The organism is Colwellia meonggei (assembly GCF_057537295.1).
In genome coordinates this window covers 48,586-72,009 of the sequence record NZ_BAAJLZ010000005.1, presented here as the reverse complement: position 1 = coordinate 72,009, position 23,424 = coordinate 48,586, and the positions used below count along the sequence as shown (strand labels likewise).

Sequence of the window (23,424 nt, the reverse complement as noted above, 5' to 3'; positions counted from 1 at the left end):
AATGGCAATTAGCAGACAATAAAAGGCCAACCATGACTATGGTTGGCCTTTTATCTTAACCCGTACTAAATTAGCTATTTATAGTATAAAGCTAAGCTTAATAAATAATTACTTAACAACTAATTAAAAGCGTTTGTTGTATTGTAGGGCTACCAATAAAGCATTACCTTCTGAAGTAAAGCTCCAGTCTTTATTACCTACTAGCGGGTCTAAAGAAGCAGGTAACTGCCCTAACAAAGCATCTTCTTCGGTAACAATAACATTATCACCATTAATATACGAAATGCCAAAATCAATGCTCTCAGCGTTGTTTAACATGTATGTCGCACCTGCGCTGTACCATAACCTGTCACTGTCTGGAATAGAGATCGAGCGATAATATTCAATAGCAGCTGATTGATCGTAAGCAATGCCAGCTCTAAGTTTTAACGCCTGATTGACATCAAATGTTGCACCTAAAGCAAAACGATAGGTATCTTCAAAGTTCTCTTGTTTTTCAAAAACTAACTCTTCACCTGTATAAGCTTCTAACTTTTCAAAGCTCGACCATTGCGTGTACAACACACTGTAATGCACAGCCCACTGCTGAGTAAATTGATGAAAGCCCGAAAACTCAGCTCCTGCTGGCATATCAATAATTAAGCTACCTGCCTCAGTTAGCGTTCCTAGGCCAGTAAAGTCGCCTTCAAACGCTAATTCAACTTTACTACGATATGTTAATGCAAAGCGATGTTCTGCATTCACTTCATACACAACACCAAGATTCCAGCCATAGCCAAAATCGTCTCCTGACATATTAATAATTTCAGAATTTGCAGGAACAGGTGGAACAACTAAGCCAACGCCAGGTATGCTAACGCCATTCTCTAACACACTACCAGCATGCCTAATGAGCTCAGCTTCCCCATAAACAACATTTAGACCTAAACCTATACTTAGCTGCTCATTAACACGATATGAGCCGCTTAAATTGGCATTTACTGTTTTTAAATCAGTTTTTCCGCCAATCGAGCCGGCAGCGTAGTCGTTATCATATTCACTTTTAAGGCCAAAGTTTGAGTTAATGCCAAAACCATAGGCAAATTTATCATTGACCGGGTTAATAAAATACATTGCCGGAATAATCGCAGCTGGTACAACACCATCTTGATCGAGTTTACTAATATCATAATCAGCGCCAAGCATATCAGGTGCGTCAACGCCTTTAATATCAACACCAGGATCAACATAGGTTGCAGCAACTGAAAATGCGGCTTTATCAAATAACGCCATCGCAGCAGGGTTACGTGCTAAAATGGCAGCATCATCGGCAATAACAGCATCACCAGCAAAGGCTCTGCCCAAGCCGGAGGCACTTGTTTCATTTAACTGAAAAGATGCTGAGTGTGAATTGAAGGCGGAAAGTGCAATAGTTGCTGCAAGAGTTGATCGTCTAAATATCATTCTTTGTTCTCGGTAATTTGTCAGGAAATTAAATTTTTATAATAGTGTCATTCAAATGAGGAATAATTTACACAAACGTTATTATACGTGACTTTCAGATAAGACGAGCAACTAAAGTGTAATGAAAATGTATGTGAAAATAGCAGAAATTTAAGCTAAAAATATGGGAAGTAATTAACAAGATAATAAATAGATTGGAGCGGCTGACGAGACTCGAACTCGTGACATTCACGTTGGCAACGTGATGCTCTACCAGCTGAGCTACAGCCGCTTCGAAGAGCTTTATAATTTTTCAATACTTCATTTTATAAAATGGTACCCGGGGCCGGACTTGAACCGGCACGCTGTTAGGCGAGGGATTTTAAATCCCTTGTGTCTACCAATTCCACCACCCGGGCAACGAGAAGTATTTTTATAGTAACCTTGGAAGCTACTTTTTCTTTTAAATAACACTAATGGAGCGGCTGACGAGACTCGAACTCGTGACATTCACGTTGGCAACGTGATGCTCTACCAGCTGAGCTACAGCCGCTTGGAAGAGTTATTAAATACAGCTACTGATTTAACAGTAATGGTACCCGGGGCCGGACTTGAACCGGCACGCTGTTAGGCGAGGGATTTTAAATCCCTTGTGTCTACCAATTCCACCACCCGGGCAACGAGAAGTATTTTTTAACGTAGAGATTGGTACCCTACTCAGATGAAGCAATTCATCTTGATTTGGAGCGGCTGACGAGACTCGAACTCGTGACATTCACGTTGGCAACGTGATGCTCTACCAGCTGAGCTACAGCCGCTTCATAATTTAGCAAATTTATATTTACTAAATGCATAATAGTTAGATTTTGGAGCGGCTGACGAGACTCGAACTCGTGACATTCACGTTGGCAACGTGATGCTCTACCAGCTGAGCTACAGCCGCTTCATAATTTAACTTTCATTCTATACACATGCCAATGCGTATTAACAACCCTACAGTAATGATGAAATGGTACCCGGGGCCGGACTTGAACCGGCACGCTGTTAGGCGAGGGATTTTAAATCCCTTGTGTCTACCAATTCCACCACCCGGGCAAAATGGAGGCGGGTCCCGGAGTCGAACCGAGGTCCACGGATTTGCAATCCGCTGCATAGCCATTCTGCCAACCCGCCATTTTCATCATCTACGAGTAAGGTAGTATTCCTTAGAATCTTCTCTAAAAGAGAATTTGGAGCGGCTGACGAGACTCGAACTCGTGACATTCACGTTGGCAACGTGATGCTCTACCAGCTGAGCTACAGCCGCTTCATCTGTTGACTCCCTATCAACTGGAAACGCATTCTACATTGAAAAATTCATGAGTCAACCATTTAATTTCAATTTTATTTCGACTGCTCAAAAAGCGACTAATCTGGTGTTTTTTTAACTAAAACTCCCCTCTTTACACCTATTTAGTCAAATATTACTTAGTTAATTCCGGCCATGCTGCTTTAAAGTAAATAACCATTGACCAAAAAGTCAGCACAGTCGCAATAGCATAGAAGCTATATGCAGCAAAAATTAAAATTTCATGAGGGAATTCAAATAATATTAATGGAATATCATAAGTGGGATACCAAATTAATCCCATAATGCCGAGCATTTGTGCTGCCGTTTTATATTTACCTAATTGAGAAACAGCGATTTCGTCTCGCTTACCACGTGACGACATAAACTCTCGTAGCGCACTAATAAAAATTTCTCGCGCAATCATCAGTATAGCTGATACTGAAATCCACCATACCTGCAAATCTTGAATCAATATAACTAAAGCAGCAACAACCATAAGTTTATCGGCGACAGGATCAATAAATGCGCCAAATGCTGAAGACTGATTTAACTTTCGTGCTAAATAGCCATCTAATGCATCGCTTATCGCAGCAAACCAAAATACGGCGAAGGCGCCAAAATGATTCCATGATACCGGCAAATAAAAAACCACAATAAAAACTGGGATTAATATAATTCTAAATAATGTTATTTGATTGGGGATTGTCCACATAGTAATTCTAATATCTATTCTTATAGTTATCTGATCGAATAAGTTCAAATCGAGAGTAATTGACGCTAAAGCCCATTTTACACAGATTGCTTGTTAATTGTCATGCAAGGCATCATAAATATTTTCTGCTAGTAACTTACTTATACCTGGCACTTTTTCAAGGGTTGCTTTATCAGCTTTTAAAACTTCTTGCAGGCCACCTAAGTACTGTAAAAGTGCTTGCCGTTTTTTAGCACCAATACCAGGTATTGCTTCCAATGTTGATTTTTTACTGGCTTTTTGACGTTTTGCTCTATGACCTGTTATCGCAAAACGATGTGATTCATCACGAATATGTTGTACTAAATGTAAAGCGGGCGAAGTGGCGGGTAATGAAATTAGCTGATGGCTACCCGCCAAAATTAAGGTTTCTAAACCAGGCTTTCTTGACTCCCCTTTAGCAACACCAACCAAAAGAGGTGTTTTTACTTGTTCAATATTACTAAAAAAAGCTTCTGCTTTTGCCAGTTGCCCTTTTCCGCCATCAATAAAAATAATATCTGGCATTTTTTCTTCGCTATTAACCTTGCTATAACGCTTATCTAACGCAAAGGCCATTGCTGCATAGTCATCACCTGGGGTTATACCATGAACATTATAGCGCCGGTAATCGCTTTTTAATGGCCCTTCCTGATTAAACACCACATTAGAGGCGACGGTTTGTTGCCCCATGGTATGACTAATATCAAAACACTCAATTCGCGAAATACCATTTGGTAATTCAAATACTTCATTCAACGCAGAAAACCGTGCTTGCATCGACTCTTTATGAGCGTTTCTAGTCATCAACGCAGTTTCTGCGTTGGTACAAGCCAATTTCAAATACTGTGAACGTTCTGTACGAACATTGTGTGATATTTTTACCTCGTGCTCTGCTTGGGCACTTATTACCTGAATAATATCTTGCTGGTGCTCAATCGCTGTTGTTAAAACTATTTCTTTAGGAATAGCACCAGAGTTGAGCTCATTACCTATATAGTGTTGACTAATAAATGCTGCAATTATCTCTGCGTCACTGGTATCAACAGGAACTGTAGGAAAATAACTTTTGCTCCCCAATATTTTTTGCTCACGAACAAATAATAAATGTATACAGGCCTGTGATTTATGACGAAACAAGCCAATCACGTCCATTTCTGCTGCTGAGCCACTGACAAACTGCTGTTGCTGAACTTTTCTTAAGGTAGCTATTTGATCACGGTATTTTGCTGCATGCTCAAACTGCAGCTCTTGACTCGCAGTTTCCATTTTTGCGACGAGGTGTTCAATTACCGTTGAGCTCTTGCCTTTTAAAAACATTTTCGCGAGCTGAACTTGTTGTTGATAATCTTGCTGAGAAATCTTATCAACACACGGCGCAGAACAACGTCCTAATTGAAATTGTAAACAAGGTCGACTGCGCGCACGATAATAACTGTCTTCACATTGCCGCAAAGGAAATAACTTTTGCATTAAACGTAAACTTTCCCAAACCGCGCCAACTGTTGGGTATGGGCCAAAGTATTCGCCTTTAATTTTTTTACCACCACGGTGCAAACCAAGCTTGGGGTGCTTGTGATTAGTAATTAATAAATAAGGATAGGATTTGTCATCACGCAGTAAAATATTATATTTAGGTTGGTACTTCTTAATATAATTATTTTCGAGGATCAGCGCTTCACCTTCAGTATGGGTAACTGTGACATCGATGGCGGCAATTTGTTTGACTAATGCGCGAGTTTTGTTACTTCCAACATCTTTACGAAAATAACTGGCGAGACGTTTCTTAAGGTGCTTAGCTTTGCCAACATAAATAACTGTTTGGGTGATATCGTACATACGATACACCCCTGCTTGTTCGGAAACGACTGCGAGGAAAGCTTTATGATCAAACGTAATATCTTCATTTGATAATGATTCTTCAGACAAAACTACAATGCTTCAGTTTTCAACATACCATGACGGATAGCTAAATGCGTTAGCTCAACATCATTACCAACATTGAGCTTTTCAAACATACGGTAACGATAACTGTTAATGGTTTTAGTACTTAAAACAAGCTGCTCTGAAATATCAGGCACTTTTTCACCACGTGTGATCATTAACATGATTTGTAATTCACGCTCTGACAAACTGTTAAATGGGTTTTCTTCTGCCGTTTTAAATTGGCTTAATGCCATTTGCTGAGCGATTTCTGGCGTAATATAACGCTGGCCACTATTTACTGCACGAATAGCATTAATCATTTCATCTGGGCCTGCACCTTTAGTTAAGTAACCTGCAGCACCAATTTGCATAACTTTGGTAGGAATAGGATCTTCACAATAAACTGTTAACACGATAACTTTAACGTCAGGCGCATAACGAATAATTTTCTTCGTTGCTTCTAAACCACCAATGCCTGGCATATTCATATCCATTAGCACAACATTAGGCTCAGTTTTTCGACAAAACTGCACAGCTTCTTCGCCCGTTTTGGCTTCACCAATAACCTTAAGTCCTTTTACTTCGTCTAGGATTTTTCGTATTCCAGTACGAACCAACTCGTGATCATCAACTAACAAAACATTTATCAACGTAAAATTACCTTAGAATTTCTTAAGAAACAGCAAAATATTAGACAAAAAGAATATAGCGAATCAGTCATTAACACAATCTAAATTACCGCTTTTTCTTTAATTCAGTCAGTTATTAAACAAATATTAAGCAGAGGTTATAACTCATTCTTATTTAACCAACTATTTAATAAGCCAATTTGACCATTTTTATAGGCGGCATAAGTTAATCGCACAGCATTACTTAAAATAATGCTGTCATTCCATTTTGTTTGTTCAGCAATTAATTCGTAGCATTTTTGTGCTTCTGGTGACAAATAACCTCGCATTTCCTTTTTGCCACGATCTTTTTGGCGCTCACGGTAACGCTTTTGCTTTTCAGCATTTGTTAATGCTTTCTTTTTTATGTTCATCAATATCTTACCTATCACATTGCACACAACCGGACTGGTTACGCATAACCGATTCTGGCAAATTTTAATACAGAAGTTAAGTAAAAACTCAATTTATTTAACTGTTCGGAGTTGTTTAGCGTACAAGTGTTCGCTAAAGTAACGCCTTTCAAATTCTCAATAGATGTAAGTGATCCCATGGAACAAAAAAATTCGTTCACAAAAGAAGACCTAGTTAAAGCGGGTACAGGTGAAATGTTCGGTGCTGGTAACAGCCAATTACCATCAGACAATATGTTAATGATGGACAGAATTATTAGCATTAACGATGACGGTGGCGAGCATGGTAAAGGTGAAATTATTGCCGAGTTAGATATTACCCCTGACCTTTGGTTTTTCGATTGTCATTTCAAAGGTGATCCTGTCATGCCAGGTTGTCTTGGTTTAGATGCAATGTGGCAATTAACTGGCTTCTATTTAGCATGGTCTGGCGGTCCAGGTCACGGCCGCGCATTAGGTGTGGGTGAAGTGAAGTTTACTGGACAAATTTTACCAACAGCAAAAAAAGTAACTTACAAAATTACCCTTAAGCGTGTTATCAAACGTAAATTATTTATGGGTATTGCAGATGGCACTGTTTCAGTTGATGGTCGCGTTATTTACACGGCAACTGATTTAAAAGTTGGTTTATTTACTGATACCACTAAGTTTTAATAACGAATAATAAAAGACAGAGTATAGAACAGTATAAAGTGGCATATGTGGCTGCTTTATAGTATTCGTTCTGAATATATACGCTCATTCACATAATTGTGACCGCGTTATACTATTTATTCTGAATATAAAAAAGCCAGCTGTTCAGCTGGCTTTTTTGATAGCAAATTACAAGTACTAGCTATTAGTAATACGCGCTTCTACAACAACCAATGCTTGGTCAATTCTATCAAGCACCTTTTGTTGGTCTAATAAAGCTAACGTAATATCAAGTGAAGGCGAGTTGCCGCCACCAGTTGCTGCTACGCGAAGTGGCATGCCAACTTTCCCCATACCAACTTCTAGCTCTGTAGCGGTATCATTAATTGCTGCGTGAATAAGCTCCGGCGACCATTCAGTTAGTGCAGCAAGTTTACTTTTTACCACTTGTAACGGCTCTTTAACCACTGGGCGTAAATGCTTTTTAACTGCTGTGGCATCTAATTCGGTAAAATCTTCATAAAAATAACGACTGATTTGCGCCATTTCTTTCAATGTTTTTACGCGATCAGCTTGCACTTTAACAATTTCTTCAAGCGCAGGGCCGCTCTCAACGTTAATGCCTTGCTCAGCCATATGCCACTCTAGATGAGAAGCTACATAACTTGGCGCTAGTGTTTTCATGTAATGCTGATTAACCCAAATAAGCTTATCAGTATTAAACGCTGAAGGAGCACGGTTACAGCCGGTTAAATCAAAAAGCTCTATCATCTCTTCACGAGAGAAAATCTCTTGATCGCCATGAGACCAACCTAAACGTACTAAGTAGTTTAATAATGCCTCTGGTAAGTAACCGTCATCGCGATATTGCATAACACTTACCGCACCATGACGTTTTGATAAACGTTTGCCGTCATCGCCCAAAATCATTGGAATATGTGCGTATGCAGGAATTGTTGCACCTAACGCTTTTAGAATATTAATTTGTTTCGGAGTATTACTAATATGATCATCACCACGTACTACGTGACTAATCTTCATGTCTAAATCATCAACAACAACCGTTAAGTTGTAGGTTGGCGTACCGTCTGAGCGAGCAATAATTAAGTCGTCAAGTTGGCTATTACTAATTGTAATATCACCTTTAACGATGTCATTAATGACAACATCACCGTCTAATGGGTTTTTAAATCGAATAACAAAAGCCCTATCTGCGGGGTGATCTGTACGGTCACGCCATAAGCCGTTGTACTTTTCAATTTCACCTTTGGCTTTCGCTTCTTCACGCATCGCTTCAACTTCTTCTGCGGTGCTATAACAACGATAAGCATTACCAGATGCTAAAAGCTCTGCAATAACTTCTTTATAACGGTCAAAACGTTGTGTTTGAAAATAAGGGCCATGTGTCCATTCAAGGTTTAACCAATTCATACCATCCATTATGGCATCAACAGAGGCTTGAGTTGAACGTTCTAAATCAGTGTCTTCAATACGAAGAATAAAGTTACCGCCATTTTTTTGGGCATATAACCAACTGTATAAAGCAGTACGTGCGCCACCAACATGCAAATACCCTGTTGGACTAGGAGCAAAACGAGTTGTTAAAGTCATAAAAATCTCAACTAAGATGTTTAATTGCCCAAGAAAGCAATAAAAACAAAAATTATGGTTAATAAAGTTGGCTGCATTTTATCAGGCAAAGATATGAAATACACCTACTCGTTGGCTTAATTCATTTCAAATAACGCTTAGTCGGCTAAAAAAGTTCACAAATCCATCACTATGATGGAAATTGAAGCGGTTGAACTAAATAGTTAAAAAAATAGCAAAAAAGTACCGAGTTTTTGTTGACAGCTTTTTCGTTCTCCCTATAATACGCCCCCACAGAGACGGACGATTAGCTCAGTTGGGAGAGCACCGCCCTTACAAGGCGGGGGTCACTGGTTCAAGCCCAGTATCGTCCACCATATCTCTGTTTGTATAAGTTATTTTCTTATATGGACGATTAGCTCAGTTGGGAGAGCACCGCCCTTACAAGGCGGGGGTCACTGGTTCAAGCCCAGTATCGTCCACCATTCTTTACCATAAAGAATTAAAACCAAAATGGACGATTAGCTCAGTTGGGAGAGCACCGCCCTTACAAGGCGGGGGTCACTGGTTCAAGCCCAGTATCGTCCACCATTCTTTGCCATAAAGAATTAAAACCAAAATGGACGATTAGCTCAGTTGGGAGAGCACCGCCCTTACAAGGCGGGGGTCACTGGTTCAAGCCCAGTATCGTCCACCACTATTTTTAAATCCTCAAAACCTTTTTTTTGAACCTTTTAGCTTTTCTTTATAAAGCACCTACTACTCTTTATAATCTGCGCCAAGTCACTGATTCAAGTCCAGTATCGTCCACCACGAGTATTGTTAAGCCTTTAAGCTTTTGCCAAAACTAAACAACTGCAAAAACCACAAAGGGTAATTCTCTATTCGATACACCATTTACGAAGCTTTGCTCACTGTTATCAATTCCATACCTTGTAAATACATTACAAGAGAATTCTAGGCAATAAAAAAGCGAGCCTATGCTCGCTTGATCAAAATATTATATTTTAACGATTAGCCATTAATGCGCTTCTGTGCAGCTGCTGTTAATTCAGGAGATGTGATCGTTGCTAAAATACCTTCAACTTTCGCTTTTGGTAATTTACCTAACATTAAAGTGCCCGTTTTAATTGCGTTTTTCTGACTAGCAAATGCAACTAAATTTTGGCCGTTACATTGAACACCGTCGAATACTTTACGAATTTTTAATTTATTAGACTTTAGAAATGAACGAAAACGTGATTTATCATCAACAGAAACGTATTCACATAGAGTTTTAGCTACATTTTGGGCTTGTACATTTGACGAGTAAGTAGAAGTTAATAATACAAATGAAATAGCTAATATGATGTTTTTCATGGTGTGCCTTAATATCAATAAAGTAAAAACTGTGAAACGAACTATCGATACTAAATCGCATTGGAAACCCCGCTGTCATAGGTAATACCCGTAGACCGGTAGTTTTGCGTAATACCTTTTCAAGTATCTTGCCGTTTCTGCCGAGGCGCATTATACAGAGACATTATTGTTACACAAGGTTAATTTTTGTAATGTGACTATTTTTACTACAATACAAATAGTTAAAGCTAGATTTACTGTGCTTTAACTAAAGTGTAATAAGTATCAGCGGAGGACATTAGTTAGTAACTCAGTTATAATTATTTTTTAAATTTTGCTTTAAAGACTTTTCATGATTGACGACATTCCTTTAATTAATATTTCTGTACAACCCATTGAATTATGTAAACTACTTAAAATAGCAAATATGGTTGGTGGTGGTGGCGAAGCCAAAATTGTCATCAGTGAAGGCTATGTAGCTGTTAATAATGAAGTTGAATTTCAAAAACGTAAAAAGATTTACCATGAAGACATTATTGAATTTAATGGCGAAATTTTTCAGGTTAACTTTGTTGAAGACCTAACAAAACCGGAGCCATCAATACAACCACTTGTATCGAAGGTAAAAGCGACTAAAAAGAAGCAAACAAAGAAAAAAGTAAAACAAAGTGCCATAGAAAAAGAACAAACTACTGAAATGCCGGCACGTTCAAAGCGTAAACCAATCTCCTTTTAGTATTCGCTATAAGTTGGCTTACTAATGCTTAAATACTATCAACTCCATTACCTTGACGTATTCTTAAATTGGCAATAATTGCACCTGCAACAATAAGCAGCATTGCGGTAAAAACTTGCTGACTAAAAAGTGATTCACTAAATAGTATTAACAGTAGAGTTGATAACAGGGGTGTAAAGTATGACATTGTTGCAATCACCCGCGGATCACCTTTTTTGACTGCGGCATCCCAACAATAAAAAGATAACCCCATTGGCCCTACCCCTAATAAAAAAATTAAGCCTAAATCAGAACTACTAATAGTAGGTATTTCTTCAGCTATAATATGAGCAAGTGCTGCTAATACACCAGAAAGTAAACAAAACAGTCCGACTGTTGCAGAGCCAAATTCAGTGTATTTAATAATTAATTTTTTAGATAACAACGAATAGCATGCCCATGTAACTGCAGCCATGAATGCTAAACTATAACCAAGTAGATGCTCAGATGAGAAATCCAAACCATTGGCTGCGACAATTAGACCAGCACCAATTAATGATACCAAAGTACCCAATACTTGCCGTTTCGTTAAACTTATATCCTTAAAGAACAATGGAGTAAATAACAAAATGAATAGTGGCCATAAATAATTAAGTAAGTTTGCCGCGACAGGTGGTGCCAAACGTAACGCCATAAACAGCAAAAAATGGTAACCAAATATACCGCCAACTCCAACCAATAGTAATGTAGGGCTAAATTGCCACTTTTTATACTGAAAAATAGATAAACTGCCACCAACTAATAAGCAGCTAGCTAAAAGAAGAAAAGGCGGTATGTGACTAAGCTCGGCAACCAGTAGCGCCAAACTACTCCAAAAAAATATTGCAATAGCAGTTAATAGTAAATAATGCATATCGAGTTCAATAGTTTAGGTTTTAAAGTTGTTTTTGCCAGAATACTGCCTGCCCCATTTCAGGATCCAGCTCGTAGCCTGCAAAACCAACTTTTTCATAAGCTTTCTTAGCAACTGTATTCCCTTCAAGTACTTCCAGCGTTAGCTTACAACAGCCCTTGTCTTTGGCTATAGCTTCAACATAATCAAATAAATATTGGCTTAAACCTCTACCTCTGTATAGCTCTAACACCACAATGTCATGAAAGTTAATTAATGGTTTTGCACTAAACGTTGAAAAGCCTTCCACGCAATTTGCCAATGCCGCAACTTTACCGTCAACATAGCACAAAACACTAAAGACATTTGCTTGCTGCTGTAATTGTGTAATCAAATTATTTTGAACATATTCAGATAACGCTTCTCCACCGCCCATAGGATCAAGCGCATAGGCTGACAAACAAGTTAATACATCATTTGCTTGTTGCTCATCATGATAATTGGCAGTAATGACTGAAATACTCATTATTATTATCCTTATCTAACCCATTTATTTTTCACCGTCATGCTCAAGACCAAACAGTTTAAGTTATGTCTTATAAACCTTGGTTACAGCATAAAACACTAGTTAAAAACTAGAGCTTTGGACTTTACCTTATCTCAGCATTGATAGCAGCTAAGATCATAAAAATAAAAGCATATAGCACTTAAAAACAAGAAAAACACACGAATATTCGTGCTAGCATAAGCGACTATTTTCACAACTTTGCTTGGGTGTGTTATGCCTAACTATTTTATCTCATTCTTATTAATCAGTCTGTGTTTTGTATCTATAACGTCAAATTCAGCTGCAAAGACTGATAAGCGATATAACAAATTATCAGAACCGGTCAGCAACAACGCCGTTGCACAAGTTAGAATAGATAATGAAGAATATCTTATCTCTTTCTCAGGGCTAACCAATGGCAAAAGTTATCAAGATGTTCACAACAACACATACGTTTATGATGTAGCACATAATACTTGGCTGATTAAATCTCCAGTACCTATTGCACAACCAGTAAATGGACTAATAGGTAGGTTAGCAAGTGTCGCCACAGCCATTAATGAAACCGCATATGTTTTCGGTGGTTACACTGTTGCCAAAGATCATAGTGAGGTCTCTGTACCTGATGTTTACGCCTATCATGTATTATCAGATAGCTACCAACAACTTGCTCCTATGCCTGTTCCTGTCGATGACAGCATCGCTTTACCATACCAAGGTCGTTATATTTATTTAGTAAGTGGCTGGCACAATGACGGTAATGTAAATTTAGTGCAAGTATATGATACTAAAACTAATCAATGGCAACAGGCGTCGCCTTTTCCAGGTAAAGCAGTATTTGGCCACGCCGGCGGTATCGTTAATAGCACACTACTCATTTGTGATGGTGTCAGAGTCGACGTTCATCTTAATAAGCGCCGCAGTTATGCTGCTGAAAGTGCTTGTTACCGTGGCGAGATAAACCCTAAAAACATTGCTAAAATATCTTGGTTTAAGGTTGACCACCCAACAGGTGAATCTCGCTATCGTATGGCCGCAAAAGGTGTGATTAACGCTAAGGAAAATAGCAAAAAAATTGTTTTTATTGGCGGCAGTAATAACCCATATAACTACAATGGCATCGGATACAATGGCAAGCCCGCAGCACCAAGTAATGAAATTTGGCACTATAACGTCGACACCGCAACATGGCATATTACTAACAGCAGAAACGCCACAATGGACCACCGAGGTTTATTAGAACTTAATGGCAAACTAATAACCATAGGCGGTATGTCAGAAAACCAGCAGGTGTTAAATACAATAAACCAATATTAATTTTGTAAACCAACAATTTTATAAATGTTTTTCACAATTGGGCAATTTAAACCTTTGTTGCATGAAATTGCCCTGTTAGAATACGGCTCTTACTTATTATTCGCTCACTAGGAATTTTTTCTCAATGCGTACCAGTCAATACTTACTTTCAACTTTGAAAGAAACCCCTGCTAGCGCTGAAGTTATCAGTCATCAATTAATGTTACGTGCTGGTTTAGTACGTAATGTCGCATCAGGCTTATATACTTGGTTACCCACGGGCTTAAAAGTATTACGTAAAGTTGAAAATATTGTTCGCGAAGAAATGGAACGAGCTGGCGCATTAGAAGTATTGATGCCGATGGTACAACCGGCAGATTTATGGGAAGAGTCTGGTCGTTGGGATGATTACGGTCCAGAATTATTGCGTTTAAATGATCGCCACAAACGCCCGTTTGTTTTGGGTCCAACACATGAAGAAGTTATCACCAAGCTTGTCAGTAACGAAATCAGTAGTTACAAACAGCTACCATTAAGCATGTTCCAAATCCAAACTAAGTTCCGTGATGAAATTCGTCCTCGATTTGGTGTTATGCGCGGCCGTGAATTCCTAATGAAAGACGCTTATTCTTTCCATTTAGGTCAGGAGTGTTTAGCAGAAACTTATCAGATCATGTTTGATGCATACTGCCGTATATTTGATCGTTTAGGCTTAGATTACCGCCCTGTTATTGCAGATACTGGTTCTATTGGTGGCGATGCATCGCATGAATTCCACGTACTAGCTGACTCTGGTGAAGATGATATTGCTTTTAGTGATGCCAGCGATTTTGCTGCCAACATCGAAAAAGCTGAAGCACTTGCACCAACAGGTGCTCGCCCTGAAGCTTCACAAACCATAGCAGATATTGCGACACCTAATGTACGTAGCATAGAAGATGTTGCTAATTTTTTAAAAGTAAAAGCTGAAACTACGGTAAAAACTTTACTCGTTAAAGGTATCGCAGCAGATGAGGATGCAAGTCCAATCATTGCGTTAGTGTTACGTGGTGATCATCAGTTAAATGAAATTAAAACAGAAAACTTGCCACAAATTGCCTCACCACTAACTTTTGCTAGTGATGAAGAAATTTTGGCGTCTGTAGGTTGTAACGCTGGCTCGATAGGCCCTGTCGATTTAAATATTGACGTGGTAGTTGATCGCAGCGCTGCACATTTAGCAGATTTTGTTTGTGGCGCAAATAAAGACGACGTACACCTTACCGGTGTTAACTGGGATCGTGATGTAACCAACTACACCATTTCTGATTTACGAAATGTTGTTGAAGGCGACCCAAGCCCATGTGGTTCAGGTAATATAGTGATTAAACGCGGTATCGAAGTTGGTCATATTTTCCAATTAGGTGAAAAATACGCGCAAGCGATGAATTGTGGCGTACTAACAGAAGCAGGTAAAAACCAAATTTTAACTATGGGTTGTTACGGTATCGGTGTTTCTCGCATTGTTGCGGCAGCTATTGAGCAAAACCACGATAAATACGGTATAAAGTGGCCTGAAGCACTTGCCCCATATCAAGTCGCAATTGTTCCTATGAATATGGCTAAATCTGCGCGTGTAAAAGAAACAGCGGAAGGCTTATATGAGCAATTACAAGCCGCTGGCATTGAAGTAATTTTTGATGACCGCAAAGAGCGTCCGGGTGTAATGTTTGCTGATCACGAACTAGTTGGTACACCACTATTATTAATTATTGGTGAACGTAATTTAGATAATCAAGAAATTGAAGTGAAAAACCGAATTACCGGTGAGAAATCAATGCTTGCAATAGCTGATGTTATGTCACTATTTGCTAAATAACGACAATCTAAAATACTTCTGAAAAAGTATTCTTTAAGCGGTTAGTGGCATTTTGCACTAACCGTTTTTTATTTTATGGTTTTAATTAAGTTTTCAACAGAAAAAGCACTGCTACTGTTTTGTCTTTGGCTGAACATCGCAAAATTATATTGTGACAACTTGTTTAACATCAGCAATTGCTTAAAAGCTAAATAATAGTCTTGTTTACTAGATTGAAAAATATCAAGCAGTTGGTGGCGCTGTTCATTAGTTAACAAACCTTCATCAATATCACGCAACATAACCAAAGCATAAGCACCTAACGTAACATGACCGCCGTAAGAAATATCAATAGTATGCTTTGGCTCGTCAATGTCCCAATTAATACCGCCTATTAACACCTTATAATCAAGGTTTGCTTCATCTACAGCTTGCTTAGCTCCGTGGGCCATAGCGTCATTTGCTGCCCAAATTAAGTCAATTCTTTTGCGCCGTAATAAGCCTTGCACTTTTTGATATGCCTGCTGCTTTGACCAATGCGCTACGATACTATCAATAGCAATAACCTTTTGGTTTTTTGATAAAAATTGCTTTAAACCGGCAGAACGTTGCAAAGACGCAGGAGTGGTGTGATCACCTTGCAGTGCTAATAAGTGAGATAAAGATTCACCTTCACTATTAGGCATCGCACTTTTATAAAGTTGGAATAAATCACTAGCCAAGCGTTTACCTACCGTAAAGTTATTAGGAATAACGCTGCCGATAATTAATGAGCGTTCTTTCGGTGTTAATTGCATTAACTCAATATTACTAAAGCCATTGAGTAGCATAAAAATAGGAAAGTTAAATTTTGCCAGTTCTTTAACTAAATGAATCCCTGTGCCTTTTTCATTCACTAGTATCACATAATCTGGCGAATGCGACGCAACTTTGCCAGCAAGAGACTTAGTAACTACATGGTTTCTTTCACCATATACGCTAATAAGATCAATAGTTAAGTCGTCTGCAGCAGCCTGCATAAACAAACTGACATTGGCCCAAAAACTACCGGTTGTATTTTGTTCAAGAAAGCCAGGATTTAAAAAAACCACTTTTAAATTTTTTGACTGCCCTGTTGCTGAAAATAACATCAGGAAAATAACTAACAGTAAAATCCGGCAACTTTTATACATAACACCACTAACAACAAAGTAAAAAGCTAATTATGTCAGAATAGTTCAAACTAGGTAAATTGACGAGAATAATAAATCACAGCCTAGCTTTAACTTATACTTGCCCGATCTACAACCCGCACTTAACACCGGTGCAAATAGGTTTTACCAAACTTGGCTAGTAGTTAATGATAATAAACCTAAAATAGTAATCAACCCCAAATGGCTAACAGTCACACAAGTCCCAATAAACAACACGATCAAATAATTGTGCGACATTCACAGATAAAGATTTAAACGTTGTTATTGCCTCTGCGTTTGGTTGAAAACACTGCCATATAAATTGGTGGCAGTTATTATCAAATAAATGATAATCCCGTTGCTGATAAATTTGTTCAATAGCACTTTGTGCAGCAACCTCACTCGTTAATGGCTTACCTAACGAATCACAGGCAATAAAAACCCCCTTTCCAGAACGATCATCAGTAAAACGGCGTGGCGATACAGGTTTAACTAAACCATTGCCATCTAGTTCGATAATTGTATTTTCTCCCACCCAAATCCCAGTATGGTCTAGAACACCGCCGATACCACAACACACTATTGCGCCTATTTCAGGCTTTACCTGCTGTTCAGTATCAAAAATATCCGTTGGGTAAGTCGCAATAGGGCTTTCATGCTGCGCTAAGTCATTCAACGTTTGCACTCGAAAACTATGAGAACGTTTTCGTTGTTGCGCTTTTCTGTCATCAGCTAACCCTTTTACAGCTAACGCAGAGACTGCTGCTGCACCAATCCATAATAAAGGTAACGGCATAAATTCACTCCTTTATACTAAAGGTTATGGTAATTTAATGATAATAAATGGCTGAATACCTAATCCAGTTTCAGCCCTTAATAACAAGATGGTGCAAAAAGGTAAAATTTACTATAAAAAATTTGCAAGTAACTATTTCAAAGTTAAGAAATATTAGCAACAATGGTTAGGAGCTTAACAACAAAGTTAATTTTCTTTTCCCTAACAAAGACTGCCCTTATGAAAATGATCAATAAATCTTCTAAATTAAAAAATGTTTGTTACGAAATTCGTGGACAAGTAGCCGCGGAAGCAAAACGTTTAGAAGATGAAGGACATAAAATATTAAAACTAAATATTGGCAACCCTGCTCCTTTTGGCTTTGACGCGCCCGATGACATTCTCAAAGACGTAATTCATAACTTACCAACAGCACAAGGTTACTGCGAATCAAAGGGTATTTACCCTGCTCGTGTTGCGGTAATGCAATATTTTCAGCAACAAGGCATTTTAGATGTTAGCGTCGACGATATTTTTATTGGTAACGGTGTTAGTGAACTCATAGTTATGGCCATGCAAGGACTTTTAAATAACGAAGATGAAGTCCTAATACCTGCGCCAGATTACCCACTTTGGACCGCAGCAGTTGCCTTGTCTGGTGGAAACCCTGTTCATTATGTTTGTGATGATGAAAATTTTTGGTTTCCCGATTTAGAAGATATGGCGAAAAAAATAACCAAGAAAACGAAAGCGATTGTTTTGATCAACCCCAACAATCCTACGGGAGCGGTGTACAGCAAAGAAGTATTAGAAGGAATAGTTGACTTAGCACGCCAGCATAATTTGATTATTTTTAGCGACGAGATATACGACAAAATACTATATGATACTGCACAACACATTCCCACTGCGACATTGGCCAACGATGTGTTAATTATAACTATGGGCGGCTTATCAAAAAATTATCGCATTGCTGGCTTTCGTGCAGGTTGGATGGTAATTACTGGACCAAAATTACATGCCGAAGACTACTTAGAAGGGTTAAATATTCTTTCTTCAATGCGTTTATGTGCCAACGTGCCGTGCCAACATGCTATACAAACGGCGCTCGGTGGTTATCAAAGCATAAATGAATTAATTAAAGATGACGGTCGTCTTTTAAAGCAACGTGACATGGCATACGAAATGATCAATGCCATTGATGGCCTATCGTGTCACCCGGCAATGGGGGCACTATACTTATTTGTTAAAGTTGATCAGAAAAAATTTAACATCACAGATGATGAAAAAATGGTATTAGATTTACTCAAACAGGAAAAGATTCTCTTAGTACATGGCCGAGCATTTAATATTAAGCAAAAAAACTATTTCCGTTTAGTATTCTTACCGCATGTAGATGAACTAAAGCCAGCACTAGAAAAGCTCGCTAACTTTTTTAGTACCTACCGCCAAGAGCAGTAACAACGTTTTTACTCATGCAATAAAGTCTTGATAAATTTGATGTAAAAAGAGGACAACATGACGGAAAGTACCTTCCTAGCTTGGATGTTTAGAATGCCACTGATAAAACGTTGGGCGCTAATGTTTTGTGTAAAGCCTGAAAATGTTGCTGAGCATTCACACCAAGTGGCAATTGTTGCGCACCTTTTAGCTGTTATTAAAAATAAGAAGTTTGATGGTAATATCAACGCTGATAAAGTCGCAACGGTGGCACTTTACCATGAGGCAAGTGAAACCCGCTTTGGTGATATTGTTAGTCCAACTAAATATGCAAATGCTGAAATAGCTAGAGAATTCAAAAAAATAGAATATTTAGCGGAAAAACAATGTTTAGCATCATTACCTGAAGAGTTTCAAGAACTTTTTGAAGACATCATAGTACAAGACCATGTTGAAGAAGAATATAAACAAATCGTTAAAGCGGCAGATATTTTAGTAGCCTACATTAAAGCCTTAGATGAGTTAAATCATCAAAATCATGAATTTGACCATGTAAAAGAGCGTTTAGAACTAAAGCTAACAACGCTTAAGAAACAAATGCCAGAGGTTGGCTATTTTATGCAAATATTCTTAAAAGCCTGCTCTTCAACTGTTGATAAGCTCAGTGAGGATATAGCAAAAGAGTGAGTGCAGTTGAAACGATAATAACCTGAGCATAACGTTTAATTTAACTACTTCACAATTAATTGATCTAACATACGCTTTACTTGCATATCACCATAACTATATATCGCCATACGCTTTGAGAATTCTCGAAAAATAGTAGAGAACTCCTCACTATTTAATTCATCAATTATCGCCAACAATACGCGTTCTGGATAACCTAATCCTGATGCATCAGGTGTACGTTTTTGTTGAGCGGAAATTGCCGGAATTAAAAATGGAAAAGTTTCTTTAACGCGTGCTGCAATCACAAGCATAGCTTCACAATCGTTTAGTTGATATAGCGGCCACAGTTGTGCCAACAACATAATGTCCGAAGACTTTATTAATTGTCGCTTTGAATAAGCGTGAGTCAATTCACGCTCAGTCATGTGGCCAAAGCTATATTCATTGCCTTTATTAGGACGCACTAAAAATATTTTTGCCATATGTGTTTGCCTTGATAACAGATAGATCACAAACCAAAAGTTTGCTTGGCAAAATAAATCATCTTCAAACCAACAAGTTACTTCACTACCTGCACTTAGACTATTTATTTTATTAAACTCAGGTACTGTTTTTTGGTAGTAATCATCACAGCTAAAGCCATTATAACCGGCAATATAATTTGCTCTATTGTTATAAAACTCATTCAAGCTTCCACCCTGAATGTTGCCATCAATTAAACATTCCCGCGCGACAATAAGCTCTTCTTTTAGAAAATTTTGCACCTGAAATTTTAATGAATCACCATTAAGAATATGAACTGCTTTCACGGGCTACCTAACTTAAAATAGTTTTATGAAACTATTAAATGTAATTTAGCCAATATATGCAAGTGCATATATTGGCCTTCATCATAACTGATAGTACTGAATTGATGCTTACAATTGCTATTTAGTTGTAACCTAGCACAAAGCCAAATGAAGCATCTTTTTGTTGATCGCTTTTTGTAGAGCTTTGCAGCGCATAACTTAACGTGTCAACTAACTGCTGATTGTCACCTCGACAATTCGCACGCAGGCTTTCATGGTATTGCGCTAATTCTTTGGTATTTTTAAAATCATTAATAGTAGCCATAATCTTTTCCTCATCAAATAAGAACAACAAGCATATTTCCGTGCTTACTTTAACTAACTGCAAAGGATAAACCAAAATAAGAATAAAGTGACAAACCATTGATTTTATGACAATAAAAATATAAAAACAGGTAAGATGTAAATCATGTGATATTGTATATTTGCATTTTGCAAAGCAAAATTATAATAAAACTGGCAAAAAACAAAAAGTTTAACATCAGTAGTTTTTTATTTAATCTATATCAATTAACCTTTGCCCGCTACACTAACAAAAACTCAAGCAATACATTAATAGATTATCTAGGACACTTCAGAAAAATGATCAGAAAACATATAGGCTTTTTATTTAATTTCGTCGCCATCATACTATTTATTCCGGGTGTTTTATTGCCAATGTTTTCATTAAATATGGCAATGACAGCAAATGTTAGCGGCGCACAACTTAGTAATACTTTAATTGATAAGAATTTATCGCTGTTACAAACCGTTCAAGAATTGTGGCAAGACGAAAGAATACTTGTTGCCCTACTTATATTTGTTTTTTCAATTTGTATCCCTGTCATTAAATTCACTTTACTTAGCATTGCTTATTTAAAGAAAAACAGTCAATTAGAAGCAACTATTTATCGTTTTATCAGCCAAATTGGGAAATGGTCGATGGCTGATGTTTTTGTAGTCGCGATATTTCTCGCCGTTTTATCTACTAATCACGCCGAAACAGCAACTCAGCAACAACTAGCATTGTTTGGCTTTAAGTTAGATTTAATTGTTAGTAGTGAAACACTATCTGCGCTAGGCGCTGGGTTTTATTATTTCACCGGATACTGTTTATTGTCTTTATTAGGAACCGCTATTAGCCATAGTAGTATGTCATATCACACTGAGCCAAACTCAACATGTGTTTCTAGTTAATTTATAGCGAATGAAATAAAGTCAGTATTATCCTGCTGACTTTACAATAAAGAATTGCTGTGCTCGTTTTTCAACTAAAAATGCGTAATTGTATTCACTAAAAACGCAAATGGGTCGTTTATGCAATGAACAGTATACATTGCCATCACTTTTTAGCTCGTCATGTCGAATATCAGCCCCTTGATGCGGGCATTTAGCGGAAATAGCTCGATATTCAATATCGCCATTACTAAGTACCTGACTATAAATAACCACGTCAACTTCACGCGTAGACAAAGGTAAAATTGTACGGCCAAATATCACATCAGCTCTATCGGTATATGAAATGTTTGTTATTTCTATTTCAGAATCTGTATTTCCTCCAGCGGGAAAAAACACCTTATCACTTATTAACGTCATTACTAAATTTGCTCTTTTATTTTTACAAAAATTATATCACTAAAGCTCTAGAAAACTAATATAAGCTATTAATTATTCGAGTTTTAAAAACAATTCTTAAATACCCGCTATACTGCCTTTAAAGGACTTTTTTATTACCTGTGATCTAGGCATTTATTATCAAGATCAGTAATGGATAAATTGCATGTCGTTATATTTAGCGACTATCAACGTAAACAATACAAGGTGAATTATGTTCAATAACAAAATAAAAGATGAATTAAAGCGAAACCAAAGCCTGCTTAAAGATTCAACTGCCATAATAAACTCAATAAAGAACAATGTTGCAACAATAGAATTTTCACCTGATGGTACCATCTTGGATGCCAACGACCTTTTTCTCACAATAGCCGGCTATAGCAAAACCGAAGTTATTGGCCAACATCATGCTGTGATGTGCGCGGAAGGCTTTGCTAAGTCTTCAGAATACAAGGAATTTTGGCAATTTTTACGTAAGGGAGCAGCTAAAAAGGGAACGTTTGAGCGAAGGAATAAGCAAGGGGATACTATATGGTTGGAAGCGACTTATTTTCCCATAATGGAAGGTGGTGAAGTAAAAAAAGTGATGAAAATAGCTAACGACGTCACAGTTGAAAAAGTTACCGCTATTGCCCAGCAATCTATCTACGACGCTCTAAATCGTTCATTAGCGATTATTGAATTTACGCCCGATGGTGAAATCATTTCAGCTAACAGCAACTTTACCGACGCGGTAAAGTACGACTTAGCCAGTATTAAAGGGAAACATCACAGGATGTTTTGTGAAAAACAGTTTTATCAGCAAAATCCAACATTTTGGCAAGATTTACAACAAGGGCAATTTAAAAGTGGTCAGTTTCCTCGCAAAGATAAACACGGTAATGAATTATGGTTAGAAGCTACTTACAACCCTATATTTGATGAAAACAATAACGTAATAAAAGTAATCAAATTTGCCAGCGACATAACTAAAAACATTGAACGTGAAACCCTTGTTAATGAAGCATCTGTTGTAGCATATGATACCTCTATAGAAACGGTTAAGATTACCGAACAGGCATCAATTTTACTTAACTCCTCGGTTAAAATATCAAATGAAATATCAGAAAAAGCAAGCGAGACCACAACGCAAATTAATAGGCTAAACGAACAGTCAGATAATATTCAAGCCATAGTATCAACTATCAAAGGTATTGCTGACCAAACAAATTTGCTGGCCTTAAATGCCGCAATCGAAGCAGCAAGAGCTGGTGAACAAGGTAGAGGATTTGCCGTAGTTGCCGATGAAGTTAGACAACTAGCCTCTAGAACCAGTCAATCAACCAATGAGATAGCGACGGTAGTGTCTGACAATCAAGAAGTAACAACCAATGTGCAAGATGGTATGAATGCCGTTTCAAGCTTTGTTGAAAAAGGTAAAGTTCAAATTTCTGAAGTTGCAGAGGTTATGGTACAAATCCAATCAGGCGCAACGAACGTTTCGAATACTGTTGCTGGTTTATCAAAAGCATAGCACTTCAACATATCATGAAGCCTTATTGTCTAATGTTAAGGCTTCATGAGTAAAATGATTAGATAATATATTGTCAT

22 protein-coding genes, 13 tRNA genes, 1 pseudogene and 1 riboswitch are annotated in these 23,424 nt (G+C 37.8%); of the genes and pseudogenes, 13 read left to right on the top strand and 23 right to left on the bottom strand.

Features of this window, described 5'->3' with window-relative positions; translation table 11 throughout:
- Positions 1–123: 123 nt before the first annotated feature.
- The 14 genes from AC27E9_RS13205 to AC27E9_RS13140 form a co-directional block, all read right to left on the bottom strand.
- Positions 124–1,443 (bottom strand): outer membrane protein transport protein, encoded by a 1,320-nt coding sequence (locus tag AC27E9_RS13205; protein ID WP_487130886.1) that lies wholly within the window; start codon positions 1,441–1,443, stop codon positions 124–126.
- Positions 1,444–1,638: 195 nt separating this feature from the next.
- Positions 1,639–1,714, bottom strand: a tRNA-Gly gene (locus AC27E9_RS13200).
- 42 nt (positions 1,715–1,756) lie between these two features.
- A tRNA-Leu gene (locus AC27E9_RS13195) sits at positions 1,757–1,841 on the bottom strand.
- 58 nt (positions 1,842–1,899) lie between these two features.
- Positions 1,900–1,975 (bottom strand) — tRNA-Gly (locus tag AC27E9_RS13190).
- 40 nt (positions 1,976–2,015) lie between these two features.
- Positions 2,016–2,100: transfer RNA gene (locus tag AC27E9_RS13185), tRNA-Leu, on the bottom strand.
- Between the two features lie 64 nt (positions 2,101–2,164).
- Positions 2,165–2,240 (bottom strand) — tRNA-Gly (locus tag AC27E9_RS13180).
- A gap of 49 nt (positions 2,241–2,289) precedes the next feature.
- A tRNA-Gly gene (locus AC27E9_RS13175) sits at positions 2,290–2,365 on the bottom strand.
- Between the two features lie 67 nt (positions 2,366–2,432).
- Positions 2,433–2,517: transfer RNA gene (locus AC27E9_RS13170), tRNA-Leu, on the bottom strand.
- A gap of 4 nt (positions 2,518–2,521) precedes the next feature.
- Positions 2,522–2,595, bottom strand: a tRNA-Cys gene (locus AC27E9_RS13165).
- 57 nt (positions 2,596–2,652) lie between these two features.
- Positions 2,653–2,728: transfer RNA gene (locus tag AC27E9_RS13160), tRNA-Gly, on the bottom strand.
- A 157-nt stretch (positions 2,729–2,885) separates the two neighbouring features.
- Positions 2,886–3,464: a CDP-diacylglycerol--glycerol-3-phosphate 3-phosphatidyltransferase gene (gene pgsA / locus AC27E9_RS13155; RefSeq protein WP_487130884.1), complete on the bottom strand. Its 579-nt coding sequence runs from the start codon at positions 3,462–3,464 to the stop codon at positions 2,886–2,888.
- Positions 3,465–3,557: 93 nt separating this feature from the next.
- Positions 3,558–5,411 carry an excinuclease ABC subunit UvrC gene (uvrC, locus tag AC27E9_RS13150; RefSeq protein ID WP_487130882.1) on the bottom strand — a complete coding sequence of 618 codons (1,854 nt, stop codon included), beginning with the start codon at positions 5,409–5,411 and terminating at the stop codon, positions 3,558–3,560.
- 2 nt (positions 5,412–5,413) lie between these two features.
- Positions 5,414–6,058 carry a UvrY/SirA/GacA family response regulator transcription factor gene (uvrY, locus tag AC27E9_RS13145; RefSeq protein WP_487130880.1) on the bottom strand — a complete coding sequence of 215 codons (645 nt, stop codon included), beginning with the start codon at positions 6,056–6,058 and terminating at the stop codon, positions 5,414–5,416.
- A gap of 137 nt (positions 6,059–6,195) precedes the next feature.
- On the bottom strand, positions 6,196–6,450 hold the full coding sequence (locus tag AC27E9_RS13140) for an anticodon-binding domain-containing protein (protein WP_273208095.1): 255 nt from the start codon (positions 6,448–6,450) through the stop codon (positions 6,196–6,198).
- 177 nt (positions 6,451–6,627) lie between these two features.
- On the opposite strand from AC27E9_RS13140, the gene fabA reads away from it, so the two are divergent.
- A complete protein-coding gene (gene fabA, locus AC27E9_RS13135) occupies positions 6,628–7,143 on the top strand; it encodes a bifunctional 3-hydroxydecanoyl-ACP dehydratase/trans-2-decenoyl-ACP isomerase (RefSeq protein WP_487130878.1) in 516 nt (171 codons plus the stop codon).
- Positions 7,144–7,320: 177 nt separating this feature from the next.
- Here the strand turns inward: fabA and gltX are convergent, their stop codons facing one another.
- Entirely contained in the window at positions 7,321–8,733 is a 1,413-nt protein-coding gene (gene gltX / locus AC27E9_RS13130; RefSeq protein WP_487130876.1) for a glutamate--tRNA ligase, read from the bottom strand.
- Between the two features lie 280 nt (positions 8,734–9,013).
- Here gltX and AC27E9_RS13125 point away from each other — a divergent pair.
- The 4 genes from AC27E9_RS13125 to AC27E9_RS13110 all read left to right on the top strand — a co-directional run bounded on the left by AC27E9_RS13125 (position 9,014) and on the right by AC27E9_RS13110 (position 9,409).
- Positions 9,014–9,089 (top strand) — tRNA-Val (locus AC27E9_RS13125).
- Between the two features lie 32 nt (positions 9,090–9,121).
- Positions 9,122–9,197, top strand: a tRNA-Val gene (locus tag AC27E9_RS13120).
- Positions 9,198–9,227: 30 nt separating this feature from the next.
- Positions 9,228–9,303: transfer RNA gene (locus AC27E9_RS13115), tRNA-Val, on the top strand.
- A gap of 30 nt (positions 9,304–9,333) precedes the next feature.
- Positions 9,334–9,409: transfer RNA gene (locus tag AC27E9_RS13110), tRNA-Val, on the top strand.
- Between the two features lie 317 nt (positions 9,410–9,726).
- Here AC27E9_RS13110 and AC27E9_RS13105 read toward each other — a convergent pair.
- Complete coding sequence (locus AC27E9_RS13105; RefSeq protein ID WP_487130874.1) at positions 9,727–10,071, bottom strand: DUF3718 domain-containing protein; 345 nt, start codon at positions 10,069–10,071, stop codon at positions 9,727–9,729.
- Positions 10,072–10,130: 59 nt separating this feature from the next.
- A riboswitch (cyclic di-GMP riboswitch) is annotated at positions 10,131–10,214 on the bottom strand.
- A gap of 188 nt (positions 10,215–10,402) precedes the next feature.
- Between AC27E9_RS13105 and AC27E9_RS13100 the strand changes: the two genes are divergently transcribed.
- Positions 10,403–10,786: an RNA-binding S4 domain-containing protein gene (locus AC27E9_RS13100; protein ID WP_487130872.1), complete on the top strand. Its 384-nt coding sequence runs from the start codon at positions 10,403–10,405 to the stop codon at positions 10,784–10,786.
- Between the two features lie 28 nt (positions 10,787–10,814).
- On the opposite strand, the gene AC27E9_RS13095 is transcribed toward AC27E9_RS13100, so the two are convergent.
- Both AC27E9_RS13095 and AC27E9_RS13090 read right to left on the bottom strand, forming a co-directional pair.
- Positions 10,815–11,678, bottom strand: a complete 864-nt coding sequence (locus tag AC27E9_RS13095) for a DMT family transporter (RefSeq protein ID WP_487130870.1) — start codon at positions 11,676–11,678, stop codon at positions 10,815–10,817.
- A gap of 22 nt (positions 11,679–11,700) precedes the next feature.
- A complete protein-coding gene (locus tag AC27E9_RS13090; protein WP_487130868.1) occupies positions 11,701–12,183 on the bottom strand; it encodes a GNAT family N-acetyltransferase in 483 nt (160 codons plus the stop codon).
- Positions 12,184–12,438: 255 nt separating this feature from the next.
- Between AC27E9_RS13090 and AC27E9_RS13085 the strand changes: the two genes are divergently transcribed.
- Both AC27E9_RS13085 and AC27E9_RS13080 read left to right on the top strand, forming a co-directional pair.
- Positions 12,439–13,521 carry a Kelch repeat-containing protein gene (locus AC27E9_RS13085; protein ID WP_487130866.1) on the top strand — a complete coding sequence of 361 codons (1,083 nt, stop codon included), beginning with the start codon at positions 12,439–12,441 and terminating at the stop codon, positions 13,519–13,521.
- Positions 13,522–13,645: 124 nt separating this feature from the next.
- Positions 13,646–15,358 (top strand): proline--tRNA ligase, encoded by a 1,713-nt coding sequence (locus AC27E9_RS13080; RefSeq protein ID WP_487130864.1) that lies wholly within the window; start codon positions 13,646–13,648, stop codon positions 15,356–15,358.
- A gap of 68 nt (positions 15,359–15,426) precedes the next feature.
- Here AC27E9_RS13080 and AC27E9_RS13075 read toward each other — a convergent pair whose 3' ends face one another.
- Together AC27E9_RS13075 and AC27E9_RS13070 are read right to left on the bottom strand one after the other, a co-directional pair.
- Positions 15,427–16,467: an ABC transporter substrate-binding protein gene (locus AC27E9_RS13075; protein ID WP_487130862.1), complete on the bottom strand. Its 1,041-nt coding sequence runs from the start codon at positions 16,465–16,467 to the stop codon at positions 15,427–15,429.
- Positions 16,468–16,714: 247 nt separating this feature from the next.
- Complete coding sequence (locus AC27E9_RS13070) at positions 16,715–17,305, bottom strand: hypothetical protein (RefSeq protein ID WP_487130860.1); 591 nt, start codon at positions 17,303–17,305, stop codon at positions 16,715–16,717.
- Positions 17,306–17,524: 219 nt separating this feature from the next.
- Here AC27E9_RS13070 and AC27E9_RS13065 point away from each other — a divergent pair, with 219 nt between their 5' ends.
- A complete protein-coding gene (locus tag AC27E9_RS13065; RefSeq protein WP_487130858.1) occupies positions 17,525–18,745 on the top strand; it encodes a pyridoxal phosphate-dependent aminotransferase in 1,221 nt (406 codons plus the stop codon).
- Positions 18,746–18,802: 57 nt separating this feature from the next.
- On the top strand, positions 18,803–19,411 hold the full coding sequence (yfbR, locus tag AC27E9_RS13060) for a 5'-deoxynucleotidase (protein ID WP_487130856.1): 609 nt from the start codon (positions 18,803–18,805) through the stop codon (positions 19,409–19,411).
- A gap of 44 nt (positions 19,412–19,455) precedes the next feature.
- Here the strand turns inward: yfbR and AC27E9_RS13055 are convergent, their stop codons facing one another.
- A complete protein-coding gene (locus tag AC27E9_RS13055; RefSeq protein ID WP_487130854.1) occupies positions 19,456–20,202 on the bottom strand; it encodes a DUF1835 domain-containing protein in 747 nt (248 codons plus the stop codon).
- A gap of 121 nt (positions 20,203–20,323) precedes the next feature.
- On the bottom strand, positions 20,324–20,506 hold the full coding sequence (locus AC27E9_RS13050; protein ID WP_487130852.1) for a hypothetical protein: 183 nt from the start codon (positions 20,504–20,506) through the stop codon (positions 20,324–20,326).
- A 317-nt stretch (positions 20,507–20,823) separates the two neighbouring features.
- On the opposite strand from AC27E9_RS13050, the gene AC27E9_RS13045 reads away from it, so the two are divergent.
- On the top strand, positions 20,824–21,417 hold the full coding sequence (locus AC27E9_RS13045) for a paraquat-inducible protein A (protein WP_487130850.1): 594 nt from the start codon (positions 20,824–20,826) through the stop codon (positions 21,415–21,417).
- Positions 21,418–21,444: 27 nt separating this feature from the next.
- Here the strand turns inward: AC27E9_RS13045 and AC27E9_RS13040 are convergent, their stop codons facing one another.
- On the bottom strand, positions 21,445–21,816 hold the full coding sequence (locus AC27E9_RS13040) for a Rieske 2Fe-2S domain-containing protein (protein ID WP_487130848.1): 372 nt from the start codon (positions 21,814–21,816) through the stop codon (positions 21,445–21,447).
- A gap of 232 nt (positions 21,817–22,048) precedes the next feature.
- Between AC27E9_RS13040 and AC27E9_RS13035 the strand changes: the two are divergent.
- Positions 22,049–22,810: pseudogene (locus AC27E9_RS13035) on the top strand (PAS domain-containing protein); the annotation flags it as partial.
- Positions 22,799–23,347 (top strand): methyl-accepting chemotaxis protein, encoded by a 549-nt coding sequence (locus AC27E9_RS13030; protein ID WP_487131310.1) that lies wholly within the window; start codon positions 22,799–22,801, stop codon positions 23,345–23,347. The pseudogene AC27E9_RS13035 and the gene AC27E9_RS13030, both read left to right, overlap by 12 nt.
- Positions 23,348–23,424: the final 77 nt, after the last annotated feature.